At 40.2% G+C, this 12,278-nt stretch carries 12 protein-coding genes; 8 read left to right on the top strand and 4 right to left on the bottom strand.

Annotation, left to right across the window (positions count from 1 at the left end):
- Positions 1 to 117: 117 nt before the first annotated feature.
- The 3 genes from ACE1CI_RS28130 (at position 118) to ACE1CI_RS28120 (ending at position 3,143) form a co-directional block, all read left to right on the top strand.
- Complete coding sequence (locus tag ACE1CI_RS28130) at positions 118 to 1,287, top strand: LL-diaminopimelate aminotransferase (protein WP_413263856.1); 1,170 nt, start codon at positions 118 to 120, stop codon at positions 1,285 to 1,287.
- Between the two features lie 253 nt (positions 1,288 to 1,540).
- Positions 1,541 to 2,485, top strand: a complete 945-nt coding sequence (locus tag ACE1CI_RS28125; RefSeq protein WP_413263857.1) for an NF038130 family PEP-CTERM protein — start codon at positions 1,541 to 1,543, stop codon at positions 2,483 to 2,485.
- Between the two features lie 229 nt (positions 2,486 to 2,714).
- Positions 2,715 to 3,143 carry a response regulator gene (locus tag ACE1CI_RS28120; RefSeq protein WP_413263858.1) on the top strand — a complete coding sequence of 143 codons (429 nt, stop codon included), beginning with the start codon at positions 2,715 to 2,717 and terminating at the stop codon, positions 3,141 to 3,143.
- Between the two features lie 16 nt (positions 3,144 to 3,159).
- Here ACE1CI_RS28120 and ACE1CI_RS28115 read toward each other — a convergent pair whose 3' ends face one another.
- A complete protein-coding gene (locus ACE1CI_RS28115) occupies positions 3,160 to 3,339 on the bottom strand; it encodes a hypothetical protein (RefSeq protein WP_413263859.1) in 180 nt (59 codons plus the stop codon).
- Positions 3,340 to 3,685: 346 nt separating this feature from the next.
- Between ACE1CI_RS28115 and uvrC the strand changes: the two genes are divergently transcribed.
- On the top strand, positions 3,686 to 5,578 hold the full coding sequence (uvrC, locus tag ACE1CI_RS28110; protein ID WP_413263860.1) for an excinuclease ABC subunit UvrC: 1,893 nt from the start codon (positions 3,686 to 3,688) through the stop codon (positions 5,576 to 5,578).
- Between the two features lie 111 nt (positions 5,579 to 5,689).
- Positions 5,690 to 6,211, top strand: coding sequence for a pentapeptide repeat-containing protein (locus tag ACE1CI_RS28105; protein ID WP_413263861.1), 522 nt, complete (start codon positions 5,690 to 5,692; stop codon positions 6,209 to 6,211).
- Between the two features lie 58 nt (positions 6,212 to 6,269).
- Here the strand turns inward: ACE1CI_RS28105 and ACE1CI_RS28100 are convergent, their stop codons facing one another.
- Positions 6,270 to 7,541: an aspartate aminotransferase family protein gene (locus ACE1CI_RS28100; protein WP_459563997.1), complete on the bottom strand. Its 1,272-nt coding sequence runs from the start codon at positions 7,539 to 7,541 to the stop codon at positions 6,270 to 6,272.
- Between ACE1CI_RS28100 and ACE1CI_RS28095 the strand changes: the two genes are divergently transcribed.
- Positions 7,540 to 7,695 carry a hypothetical protein gene (locus ACE1CI_RS28095; RefSeq protein WP_413262207.1) on the top strand — a complete coding sequence of 52 codons (156 nt, stop codon included), beginning with the start codon at positions 7,540 to 7,542 and terminating at the stop codon, positions 7,693 to 7,695. The two genes, ACE1CI_RS28100 and ACE1CI_RS28095, sit on opposite strands and share 2 nt — an antisense overlap.
- 6 nt (positions 7,696 to 7,701) lie before the next feature.
- Complete coding sequence (locus ACE1CI_RS28090; RefSeq protein WP_413262208.1) at positions 7,702 to 9,318, top strand: cation:proton antiporter; 1,617 nt, start codon at positions 7,702 to 7,704, stop codon at positions 9,316 to 9,318.
- A gap of 146 nt (positions 9,319 to 9,464) precedes the next feature.
- Here ACE1CI_RS28090 and ACE1CI_RS28085 read toward each other — a convergent pair whose 3' ends face one another.
- A complete protein-coding gene (locus ACE1CI_RS28085) occupies positions 9,465 to 10,142 on the bottom strand; it encodes a potassium channel family protein (protein WP_413262209.1) in 678 nt (225 codons plus the stop codon).
- Positions 10,143 to 10,231: 89 nt separating this feature from the next.
- Here ACE1CI_RS28085 and ACE1CI_RS28080 point away from each other — a divergent pair, with 89 nt between their 5' ends.
- Positions 10,232 to 11,323 (top strand): potassium channel family protein, encoded by a 1,092-nt coding sequence (locus tag ACE1CI_RS28080; RefSeq protein ID WP_413262210.1) that lies wholly within the window; start codon positions 10,232 to 10,234, stop codon positions 11,321 to 11,323.
- A 120-nt stretch (positions 11,324 to 11,443) separates the two neighbouring features.
- Here ACE1CI_RS28080 and ACE1CI_RS28075 read toward each other — a convergent pair whose 3' ends face one another.
- The gene (locus ACE1CI_RS28075) at positions 11,444 to 12,220 is read right to left on the bottom strand and encodes a type I restriction endonuclease (protein ID WP_413262211.1); all 777 of its coding nucleotides are present in this window, start codon (positions 12,218 to 12,220) and stop codon (positions 11,444 to 11,446) included.
- Positions 12,221 to 12,278 lie beyond the last annotated feature (58 nt).

Raw genomic sequence — 12,278 nt, 5'->3', positions numbered from 1 at the left:
TTGGGGAAAGGGTGAAAAATCCTTTGAACTTTACCCTTTGACCTTCAACCAAGTTGGAACCAAAAATACTTTAGCAAGCGGTCTAATGAACCATGAACGAAGAAGAATTTTCAGAATATGCAATTCGCTAAACGTTTAGAACCTCTACAACACAATGTTTTCGCTGATATGGATCAAGCGAAAGCTAAAGCCAGAGCATCAGGTTTGGAAGTTATAGATCTGTCGTTAGGATCTTTGGATTTACCCGCAGCAAACCATATCACCGACGCGATCGCACAAGCTTTAACAGATACTAGCACTCACGGCTATTTATTATTTCACGGAACTAGAGATTTTCGTCAAGCCGCTGCTGACTGGTACACTAAAAAATTCGGTGTTTCTGTCAATCCAGAAACCGAAGTTTTACCTTTAATTGGTTCTCAAGAAGGAACTGCCCATTTACCTTTAGCAGTTCTCAATCCAGGGGATTTCGCCCTACTTTTAGATCCTGGTTATCCTTCTCACATGGGAGGTGTTTACCTAGCTAGCGGTCAAATTTACCCAATGCCATTGCGGGCGGAAAATGGGTTTTTGCCTGTATTTGAAGAAGTACCATCAACAGTTTTAGCTCAAGCCAAAATGATGGTGTTGAGTTATCCTCATAATCCCACAACTGCGATCGCACCAATATCATTCTTCCAAAAAGCAGTGGCTTTCTGTCAGCAACATAACTTGGTACTAGTACATGATTTCCCTTACTTGGATTTAGTATTTACGGAGAACATCGCACCTTCGATTTTACAAGCTGATCCGGAAAAAACCGTTTCGATCGAATTTTTTACCCTGTCGAAATCCTACAACATGGGTGGTTTTCGCATCGGTTTTGCCATTGGTAATCCAGCTTTAATTAAAGCTTTACGCCAAGTCAAAGCAGCCGTTGATTTTAACCAATATCGCGGGATTTTAAATGGCGCGATCGCTGCTTTAAGTGGCCCGCAAGATAACGTTAAATCAAATGTGGCAATTTTGCGCGATCGGCGCGACACCTTTATTCAAGCCCTACATCGTATAGGTTGGGAAGTGCCTACCCCTCCTGCAACTATGTATATTTGGGCAAAATTACCAGAAGCTTGGGCTAGTGATTCCCTCACATTCGCTGCCAAACTCGTAGAAAATACGGGTGTTGCTGTAGCACCGGGCGCAGGTTTCGGTAAATTTGGTGAGGGTTATGTGAGATTTGCTCTAGTACATCAACCACAGATTTTAGAAACAGCAGTAAACAGAATTTCTAAGTTTTTGTATCCGTAAAATCACTAGCAAAAAAAACTTCTTTTCTCCGAATTCTTCATGGAAGCTTTAGGTGAAATTTATTTATATTTCACCTATTGCCGTTAGCTAATTGCTTAGAATAAACTTAGGATTAAATGAAGTCCTCTGCAATATCTGAGTGCATAATCAATTTATAAATCTTAAGAAATTGCATCTATATAAGAATCAAGCACTCAACCCTAGTAGTTGGCTCGGCTGTAAACACACCTGTAGATTCTGGAGATCAATAAAAATGTCTAGTATTATGAAGAAGTTTTTCATCGCTGCCTCAGCTGCTGGCATGAGTGCGATCGCCCAAGCCCCTAGCTTCGCCTACACCATCACAGGTAACAACGATGTCCTGCTTTACGACAACAACTACGGAAGTTGTGGGGCAACCAGCACCTGCTTGACTAACGACATGAGCAGGTTGGATGCTATCTTGGCAGGGAATAGCAGTGCCCCTGGCGGTAACGTTGAGTTATTTGCTAGCAGCGAACAACTTACAAAAGACCAATTTCTAGCCTCTAACGCTCGCACCAACATTGAAGGTACAGTTGCAGGTAAATCCCTCACCCTCAGTAGCTTGACCGCAACAGATTGGTTTGGCCCAACCTTAAATACAGCCTACGGTGTCAATAACTTTGCAAATACCTGGTTTAACGCTTTTTATGACGCTTCTGGTCTGGCAGCTAATGAAGGCGCAATTAAAGCAGCATTGCAGCTACCGAGTTTTTTACCTAGCTCAGCGCTGCGTCAATTAGCCTACATCAACTTTTTAGACGATCAGGTTAAAGGTTTCCAACGCAGCAGTGACCCCAATATCTCCTACGTCACCACCAGCGGCAGCGACCTCTTGATTGGTTTGGCAGGTCACTTCGATGCCAAAGCATTCTATGCTTCTCAGTTAGGACCATTTGCCTCATTCATCAATAATGGCTTCCAAGTCAGCGAAGTAGTTAAGGTTAACTATGGTGGTATTGAGCGATTCCTGTACAGCTTCAACGCTACAAGATCCGGTTTAGTTAATAATTCTGGGCTAGGTAACGATGGTTTATCTCACACTGGTAACTACGAAGTTGCACTCAGAGGTGTTGTTCCTCCCTCTGCATCAGTACCGGAACCTTCAGTAGTATTCGGTTTAATTGGTTTGGGTGGTTTGTTAGCTGCCAAACGTAAACAACAGCAAGCTGGATAATTTATTTACCAGTCGGTTGCTGATTTTCTTCAATACACTATAGTTTCTGAGTAATAGCTAATTGCTAAGAGCCAATTAGCTATTATTTTTTGATTTTTTATCTCAGGTTGCCTGTCATCCCAAGCTAATCAATCTACAACTATTTCATATACCGCATATTAATGTTTTACTAAATTAGCAGCAATGGCATTGCTGGAAATTACACTTAAATTTTAACCGTGCTAAAATTATGGCAAAATCAGGAAAAAATACTGTTATTCATTCAAAAACACAAAATTTTTTATCTAGCCGTATTCTACTGGTTGAAGACCATGAAATTTCTCGACAACTATTGAGTGATTACTTGAGTTGTTTGGGATATCAGGTGTTGGCGATCGCAGATGGCGCAGCATTCTTTCCCGCCCTGTCTAATTTCCGACCAGACCTAATTTTACTAGACTTGAAAATTCCTCACCTTGATGGTTACAGTATACTTAAACAATTGCAAGCATTACCGATCGCTCAACAAGTGCCAATCATTGTTGTTTCCGCTTATGCGTTTAAATCGGATCAACAACGTGCCTTCAGTTTAGGGGCGAAAAAATATTTCGTTAAACCAATCAATCTTTCTCAGTTACGCGAGGCAATTCAAGAGATTTTGGGTGGTTTAACATCATAAAATCTTTTACCTAAGATTATTGTTGATTTTGTGCTTCTATAATTTGTTCTACGATTTGGCAGAGATTTTGCATGGAATCTCTCACTTGTTCCATTTTAGATTCTATTTGCGCCACTAATAAATTGACTACATTTAGATGATTGAGTGTTTCATCTAAGGCTTCTCTATAATCGTTTTGTAGGTCTTCTAGAGACATAAATTTAACCATTGTTTAGTTGCGTCAATAAAACTTGTACCTGAATTCATATCTTAATTTAACCTGGAATATTTCCAAATTTTATCTAGTTATTCATAAATTTAATTTTTAAACTCGTAGGGTAAAAATTATTCAGCAAAGAATCGTTTTTTGGCTAGTTATGTCATAATTTTCCGCCAATTTTCAGTAACACTACCGAAAAAAATCAAATATCCATGAACAGTTTATAAATAAAGTTTCTATCATAGGAAGAGAGATTGTAAATTCATCTAGAAGACCTGTAATCTGAGTTTGAACAACCAGATTAATCTGTAGGGTAAATCTAAAATCTGAAATCCGAAATCGAATGACTACTTCTGCCAAAATCCTCCCATTGGTAAAAGACCCGGAACGCTTAGAAAAATGCCTCAAGCAAATTCCCCAAGAACCGGGTGTCTATTTTATGAAGGATGAGAACGATCGCATCCTCTACATCGGTAAATCAAAAAAATTGCGATCGCGAGTCAGTTCCTATTTCCGCGATTCCCAGCGATTAAGCGATCGCATCGCCATGATGGTGCGCCAAATCATCGATATTGAATTTATCGTCACTGACACGGAAGCGGAAGCACTAGCCTTAGAAGCAAATCTTGTCAAGCAACATCAGCCATACTTTAATGTTTTACTCAAAGACGATAAAAAATATCCTTACATTTTAATTACTTGGTCGGAAGATTATCCCCGAATTTTTATTACTCGAAATCGGCGGATTGGTAAAGAAAAAGACCGTTATTATGGGCCATTTGTTGACTCAGGATTGTTACGCACAACCTTACGATTAGCGAAACGTTTATTTCCCCTACGTCAGCGTCCCCAACCTTTATTTAAAGACCGAACTTGCTTAAACTATGATATTGGCAGATGTCCGGGAGTTTGCCAAGGTTTAATTACTCCTGAAGAGTATCGCAAAACCATTCAAAAAATCGCAATGGTGTTTCAGGGAAGGACAGAAGAATTAATCGATATTCTGACAGAAAATATGCAGAAAGCTGCTGAAGAATTAAACTTTGAAGTAGCAGCAAGGATTCGGGATCAAATTGAGGGAATTAAATCTTTAAATGCAGCGCAAAAAGTCTCTTTACCCAATGATAGTATTTCGCGAGATGCGATCGCCCTAGCCACCGACGAACAACACGCTTGTATTCAATTATTCCAAATTCGTGCAGGTCGATTAGTCGGGAGATTGGGATTTAATGCTGAAGCCAAATCGGGTACAGCAGGAGCAATTTTACAAAGGGTATTAGAAGAACATTATCAAAATGTTGAATCAGTGGAAATTCCCACAGAAATTTTAGTGCAGCATGAGTTACCCGATAGTGAAATGTTGGCGACTTATTTGAGCGATCGCAAAGGCAGAAAAGTCAGCATTGTTGCACCCCAAAGACAAACTAAAGCCGAACTGATCGAAATGGTAGAACGTAATGCTAAATATGAACTGGAACGGACGCGGAAAAATAGCGATCGCAACAATCAAGCCTTACAAGATTTAGCCAACATTCTCGACTTACCAGACTTACCCCATCGCATCGAAGGATACGACATTTCCCACATTCAAGGCTCAAATGCCGTCGCCTCTCAAGTAGTATTTATTGATGGATTACCAGCCAAACAACACTATCGACATTACAAAATTAAAAACCCTACTGTAACTGCCGGACATTCCGATGACTTTGCCAGTTTAGCCGAAGTGATTCAGCGACGCTTTCGGAAATATGCAAAAACATCAGAAACAGACCTTTCATCAAACCAAAATGCTGATTCTGACTGGCCTGATTTAATCATGATCGATGGTGGAAAAGGTCAACTTTCCGCAGTTGTCGCCGTCCTTCAAGAAATGAACTTATTAGAAGATTTGCGAGTAGTTAGTTTAGCCAAACAACGCGAAGAAATCTTTCTTCCCGGCGAATCTTTACCACTAGAAACAGATCCCGAACAACCAGGTGTACAACTATTACGCAGATTAAGAGATGAAGCGCATCGATTTGCCGTAACTTTCCATCGGCAACAAAGAAGCGATAAAATGCGTCGTTCTCGATTAGAGGAAATTTCCGGTTTAGGTTTTCAAAGGCAGAAACAGTTACTCGCGCATTTTCACTCGATCGATTATATCCGCGAAGCCTCCGTCAAACAATTAGCCGAAGTTCCCGGAATCGGTATGCGTTTAGCACAACAAATCTACGACTATTTCCATCCGCTTTAGATCCTTTAGATCCCCGACTTCTTGAAGAAGTCGGGGATCTGTGAGGGGATCTGGTGACTTTTTAAATCGAGGGAGTCAAGCTATGCTAATAAAGGTTACTTTGTTAGAAATATGACAATCAAACAACTAGCTTTTATTGTTTTGTTCACTATTCTTGGCTTGGCTACTCCCGCGAATGCCTATAATCTCCAACACTTAGAAATACTGCGACAAACTAAGCAATGTCGCGGCTGTGACTTAAGTGATGCTAATTTAAGTCAATTAGACCTCAGAGAAGCTGACTTGCGTAATGCTTATTTAGCAGGTGCTAATTTACAAGGAACTAACTTAAGTGGTGCTAGACTAGTGCGAGCCGACTTGAGCAGAGTTAATTTAAGCCAAGCTTTAATTGTAGGTGCTGATCTTAAGCAAGCGCAATTAACTAACGCTAACTTAAGTGGTGCTGACATGAGATTAAGTCTTCTGAGTTTCGCTAACTTTTTAGGTGCCGATCTTAGTTACGCTGACTTAAGTGGCGCTGTCTTGATGGGTACAGTTCTCCAAGATGCCAATATCGTTGGCGTTGACTTAAGCAGAAGTTTTCTCAAAAGAACTACTATGCCAGATGGAAAAATTCGTAGCAGTGATGATTAAGTACGTTGTTGCGCTTTAGCGCTACTGTTAATAAGAGCGCTAAAGCGCAACAACGTACTTAGGCAGTTAAATTGGCGATCGCTTTTCCAACAATTTGTAATGCTGAATCAATTTCGGGAGCAGTTACAATTAATGGGGGAACAAAGCGGACAACTTTTGGCCCTGCTGGAACTAATAACAAGCCTTCTGCCATTGCTGCTTTGACTATATCAGCAGAAGTTAAGTTACTTTCTGCGTTTAATTCCATACCATTAATTAAACCCCAACCTCTCACTTCGGTAATTTTTTCGGGATATTTAACGGCAATTTCTTTCAAGCCAGCACGCAATTGTTCGCCACGTTGTTGGACATTTTCTAAAATGTTTTCTTGTTCCAAAGTTTGACAAACAGCGAGTGCAACTGCACAAGCAAAAGGATTTCCGCCAAAGGTGCTCGCGTGTTCTCCGGGTTGGAAAATGTCGCATTTGGATTTACACAACATTGCACCGATCGGAATTCCACCACCTAAACCTTTCGCACTACTGAAAATATCCGGTTCAATTCCGAGATTTTCATATCCCCATAATTTGCCACTGCGACCCATTCCTACTTGCACTTCATCCATAATTAGAAGAATGCCAATGTCGTCACAAATTTGGCGAATTTCTTGGAAATATTCTTTTTCTCCGGGACGAACTCCGCCTTCACCTTGTAAAGCTTCTAAGAGAATTGCTGCTACTCTTCTGTCTCCGGTATCGATATCTGCGATCGCATTTTTAATCGCTGAAATATCGTTGTATTCTACATAATGAAAACCAGGCACCAAGGGATCGAAATACTTTTGATACTTCGGTTGTCCGGTAGCAGTAATTGTCGCCAAAGTCCGTCCGTGAAAACTGGCGTTTGCGGTCAAAATTACAGGCTCATCAATTTTTAAAACCGTGTGAGCATATTTCCGCGCTAATTTAATTGCGCCTTCGTTGGCTTCTGCGCCAGAATTGCAGAAGAAAGCGCGATCGGCACAAGAATGCTCTACTAACCATTTTGCCAGCAAACCTTGCGGCGAATTGTAATAAAGGTTAGAAACATGATGCAAAGTTTGAATTTGCTTAGTCACAGCTTCTACCATTACCGGATGCGCGTGCCCCAAGGTACAAGTAGCAATTCCCGCTACAAAATCTAAATACTCGCGCCCTTCATTATCCCACACGCGACAACCTTCGCCTTTTTCCAACACAAGAGGAAAGCGTCCGTAAGTGGACATGACAAACTGATCGAAGCTAGCGGGATCGTACTTATCTGTCTCTGATCCTGACTCTGTAGTTACTTTAGACTTTTCAACAACTTCTATGATCACTGTTCAATCCTTAATTCAAAACTTTTTTCCGATGCAATTTTACTGGTTTGGTTTGTCAGCTACATCGATCGAGGCTACCAAACCTGTATTGCAGGATATGCCAACGATCCAAAATTTTGCATATTTGGGTATTGTAACTCTGGGTTGAATATTTATGTCGTGCTTTCTGCAACAGTTTATCCTTGCCAATTCTAACACCGCAAACCCTTCCTCCGAAGCAAAATTTGCGGAATTGGTCATTGCATTGATTATTCTGCTATTAGTAGCTACTGGCGTTGCCTTAATATCCCGACAGTTCCGTGTCTCTTATGTTACTGGCTTAGTGTTAGCAGGTTTAGCAATTACTGAGCTATTACCTCGGAGAATTGGTTTAGATCCGTCCCTAATTTTCAATCTATTTTTGCCTATTCTGGTATTTGAAGCCGCAATTAATACAGATATTAGCCGTTTACGGAGCACGGTAAAACCGATTTTACTCCTAGCGGGACCCGGCGTGCTAATTTGCACAGGGATTACAGCTTTATTATTAAAATTTGGACTCAATTTGTCTTGGATACCAGCATTATTAGCTGGAGTAATTTTAGCGATTACTGATACTGTTTCGGTAATTGCTGTATTTAAGGAAGTGCCAGTACCGCCTCGACTTTCCACAATTGTCGAAGGAGAAAGTTTATTTAATGATGGTGTAGCTTTGGTTTTATTCAGCTTAATTCTCAAGGTGAATTCTACTGGTAAGTTGGTTTTCCTCGATGGATTGCAAGAGCTTTTTGTGGTGATTGTTGGTGGAATTTTAGTAGGTTTAGCTTTGGGTTATTTAAGTACTGGGTTGCTCACTCGTTCTGACGATCCCTTAAGCAGTATGTTACTCACAGTAGCAGTGGCATTGGGTACTTTTCAATTTGGACAATTTATTGGTGTATCTGGTGTTGTGGCTGTGGTAGTAGCCGGATTAATTGTGGGAAATCTAGGGATTTCTGGGAATATTTCGGCATCGAGTCGAATTGCTTTGTTGAGTTTTTGGGAATATGCAGGTTTTGGGGTTAATACATTTATTTTCTTGCTAATTGGGTTAGAAATCGATCTGATTACTATCTGGCAGACTTTGCCAGCAGTTTTACTGGCAATAGTCGCTTATCAAGTGGGGCGATTACTTTCTGTTTATCCATTATTATGGGGAGTGCGTTGGTTCGATCGCCCAATTCCTTTACGTTGGCAGCACGTCCTATTTTTTGGTAATATTAAAGGCTCTCTTTCAATGGCTTTAGCTCTTAGTTTACCCGCAACTATCCCCGGAAGAGAAAGATTAATTGCTTTGGTATTTGGTACTGTCTTATTATCTTTAGTCGGACAGGGATTAAGTTTACCTTGGTTCGTGCGACAGTTGAAACTTTCTCATTTTTCCGAGTTTCGTCAGCAAACAGAAGAATTGCAAGCTCAATTAATGACTTCTAAAGCCGCACAAGATGAATTAGATAGTTTATTAAAGGCGGGAGTTTTGCCAAAATCAATTTATGAGGAAATGCGATCGACTTACCAAGTCAAAGTCGCCGCTGCCGAAAAAGCATTACGAGATTTATATAACCGTCGGGAAGATGAATTTGATACTAATGATAGTAATCGCAGCAAGTTTGATGCAATTAAACGGCGTTTATTATTAGCAGAAAAAGGCGCTTTAAACGAAGCTATCAGAAAACGGATTATTTCTGACGAAATTGCCCAAAACCGCATTCGTAATATCGATCGACAACTTTTACAATTAGAAGATGATTAATCAAGATACCCAGATCCCCGACTTCTTCAAGAAGTCGGGGATCTAAGATACCCAGATCCCCGACTTCTTCAAGAAGTCGGGGATCTAAGATACCCAGATCCCCGACTTCTTCAAGAAGTCGGGGATCTAAGGGATCTGGGTAGCGATTAAGGACAACCTTCAATAAAATCAATCACTTGATGTAAAGTTCCTGGTTTAGTCACAATTAATATAGTTGAACCAGATTCTAAAACAGTACTGCCATTAGGAATGACTAAATCCGTATGAGGATGAGGTTGATAACCAATAATTAAAGAACCTGTAGGAAATCGAGAATCTTGAGCAACTTCGGCTACACTACGTCCGACAACATTACAACGTTCAGGAATGGCTAATTTTAATACTTCGATTTGCCCTTGTTCAAAGTGCATCATCGATTCTACTTCAGGATATTCGATCGCATTTACCATAGTAGAAACTGCTAGATCGATCGTGCTAATAATATGATGCGCTCCCGCCAAACGCAATGGCGCTTCAAAATCTCGATGTCGCATTCGGCTGATAATATGAGAAACACCGTAATGTTTAGCCAAAGTTACCATTGCTAAATTCAAAGCATCACTCCGTAAAACAGAAGCTACAGAGTCAGCTTTACGAATTCCCGCTTCTAGTAAAACTTCCGTACTTACAGCACTACCTTCAAAAGCCATTGCTCCCACTTGTTCGCGAGCATAGCGACAGGCATTAGGATCGATATCAATTACCGCTACCGTATGCCCCAACTCTACCAGCTTTTGAGCTAAGTTTATGCCGACTAGTCCGGCTCCAGCAATTAATACATACATTTTTTATTTTCCTACTATCAAATTTAACGGAGCAATTGGTATTCTACTGTTGTATATGATTAAACAGCTAACAAAAAGCTTCTACTTCTGTGAATTCTAAAAAAAGATTATTTTCACAAACAGCTATTGAGGTTAGGTATGAACGCCTGCAAAAACAGCTAATTGGTGGAGCGATCGCATTCATTGCTATATTTCTACTCGGTACACTGTGGTACAAGTTTATCGAAGGATGGGATTGGTTAGACTCTATCTACATGACAGTAATTACCCTAGCTACAGTTGGCTATGGAGAAACTAGACCTTTAGGAAGTCGCGGTCGAATATTTACTATAGTTTTAATTGGATTAGGAATCATTACGATCGGTTACATTGTTAATAGATTTACAGAAGCAATCATTCAAGGTTATTTTCAACAAGGTAGAAAACTGAGGCAGCAGGGACGCTTGATAGAAAATTTAAAAGAACACTATATTTTATGTGGATATGGAAGGACTGGCAAGCAAATTGCTCAGGAGTTTCAAGCTGAAGGCATTTCTTTTATCATTATTGATTCCGATCCTGAATCTGTGGAATTAGCAAAAGAAATGGGTTACGTGACCATCCAAGGTGACGCTACATTAGATGAAACTTTGGTAAAAGTGGGCATTGAACGGGCAGTTTGTTTGGTGGCGGCGTTACCTTCAGATGCCGAAAATCTTTATACTGTACTTTCGGCAAAAACGCTTAATCCATCAGTGAGAACGATCGCTCGTGCGAGCACAGAAGAAGCTGTCACCAAGTTACAACGTGGCGGCGCAGATGCGGTAGTCTCTCCTTATATTACTGGTGGTAAACGCATGGCAGCAGCGGCATTACGACCACAAGTAATGGATTTTGTCGATGGGATTTTGACGGGGACGGATCGATCGTTCTACATGGAAGAATTCCTTTTAGATCCCCAAGTTTGTCCTTATGTCGGTCAAACTTTAAAAGATGCACGTCTAAGAAGTCAATCCGGTGCTTTAGTAGTCGCCATTCGTCGCGCCGATGGTACTTTAATTGGCGGCCCAACAGCAGATACACTTTTATCAGCGGGAGATGCAATGATTTGCATGGGTACACCCGAACAATTACGTTTACTTAACCAAATTCTCAGTCCCCTTAGTTCTAAAAGACTGCGTTTACCCAAACATAATTCTTAAGAGAAGCAGAGGAGCAGAGGAGCAGGGGAGCAGGGGAGCAGAGGAAATAACTTAAAATTCAGGACTTTCTCCCTAACTCAAAACTGTCCCAGTCCCTAGTCCCCAGTCCCCAGTCCCCTTCTATAAACGACATTTACATTCTTTAGGTAAGGTATCCACTTGTATCTGGGTAAACTCAATAAAGTCTTTCATTGACTTGAAAAAAGAGCGCTTATCAAAAAAATCTTGAATTAATATTTCTAATTCAGTTACTCCATTAATTAACTTCTCTTCTCTACATATACTGTGCCAAGGAATAAATTGTTCGCAATTAAGGTAAGGATTGCCAACTCTGGCTTGATTGCCATTGGAAATTACTAAAATTTGCACATAAGAAAAAATTGTTGGTAACTTATAGTTGCAAAATTTTATTTTTCCGCAATTTCTCCTTAAGGGAATTGCATCAGAATTAGTTTCTATTAAATCAATTATACCAATAGGCAATCCATTAATAAAAATGACAATTTCTGGCGAATAGCGAACCTTTCCCTCGAAAACTGTAAAATTTTGAATCACCAACCAATCATTATTTTGAATATTATAATAATCTACAAGTTTCAATTCATTACAAAGTTTATACTTACCTAACTGGTAAGATATAGTCATCCCATTTAGCAAAAAATTGCGGAAATTATTATTTTTGGCTTGGGGCGTATCACCAGGAATCGAATTAAGTTTTTTAATCGCTTCTTTAATCGCTATTGAGGGAACATTAGGATTAATTCTTCTTAGTGATTGGAAAAGGCGATCGCTCAACAAAACCTCACCATAACTGCTCCGTTCAGACTTCGCCTTTCCCGGCGCAACATCTGAATCCAACAAAACTGTATAACCGTTTACTTCAAACCAAACTAACATCAACTACTCTCCAATAAATTGAGCAGTAATAGGGAGAGGATTACTAAAATAAAGCGTT

It is taken from the genome of Floridaenema flaviceps BLCC-F50 (assembly GCF_041929275.2).
GTDB classification, from domain to species: domain Bacteria; phylum Cyanobacteriota; class Cyanobacteriia; order Cyanobacteriales; family Aerosakkonemataceae; genus Floridanema; species Floridanema flaviceps.
The sequence above is the reverse complement of the archived record's forward strand: the minus strand, read 5'-3'. Positions and strand labels throughout refer to the sequence as shown.

Bases quoted from the DNA above. Each gene is read 5' to 3' on its own strand.
- ACE1CI_RS28130 (WP_413263856.1), top strand. From the start codon at position 118: ATGCAATTCGCTAAACGTTTAGAACCTCTACAACACAATGTTTTCGCT.
- ACE1CI_RS28125 (WP_413263857.1), top strand. From the start codon at position 1,541: ATGTCTAGTATTATGAAGAAGTTTTTCATCGCTGCCTCAGCTGCTGGC.
- ACE1CI_RS28120 (WP_413263858.1), top strand. From the start codon at position 2,715: ATGGCAAAATCAGGAAAAAATACTGTTATTCATTCAAAAACACAAAAT.
- ACE1CI_RS28115 (WP_413263859.1), bottom strand. From the start codon at position 3,339: ATGTCTCTAGAAGACCTACAAAACGATTATAGAGAAGCCTTAGATGAA.
- uvrC (WP_413263860.1), top strand. From the start codon at position 3,686: ATGACTACTTCTGCCAAAATCCTCCCATTGGTAAAAGACCCGGAACGC.
- ACE1CI_RS28105 (WP_413263861.1), top strand. From the start codon at position 5,690: ATGACAATCAAACAACTAGCTTTTATTGTTTTGTTCACTATTCTTGGC.
- ACE1CI_RS28095 (WP_413262207.1), top strand. From the start codon at position 7,540: ATGATCACTGTTCAATCCTTAATTCAAAACTTTTTTCCGATGCAATTT.
- ACE1CI_RS28090 (WP_413262208.1), top strand. From the start codon at position 7,702: ATGTCGTGCTTTCTGCAACAGTTTATCCTTGCCAATTCTAACACCGCA.
- ACE1CI_RS28085 (WP_413262209.1), bottom strand. From the start codon at position 10,142: ATGTATGTATTAATTGCTGGAGCCGGACTAGTCGGCATAAACTTAGCT.
- ACE1CI_RS28075 (WP_413262211.1), bottom strand. From the start codon at position 12,220: ATGTTAGTTTGGTTTGAAGTAAACGGTTATACAGTTTTGTTGGATTCA.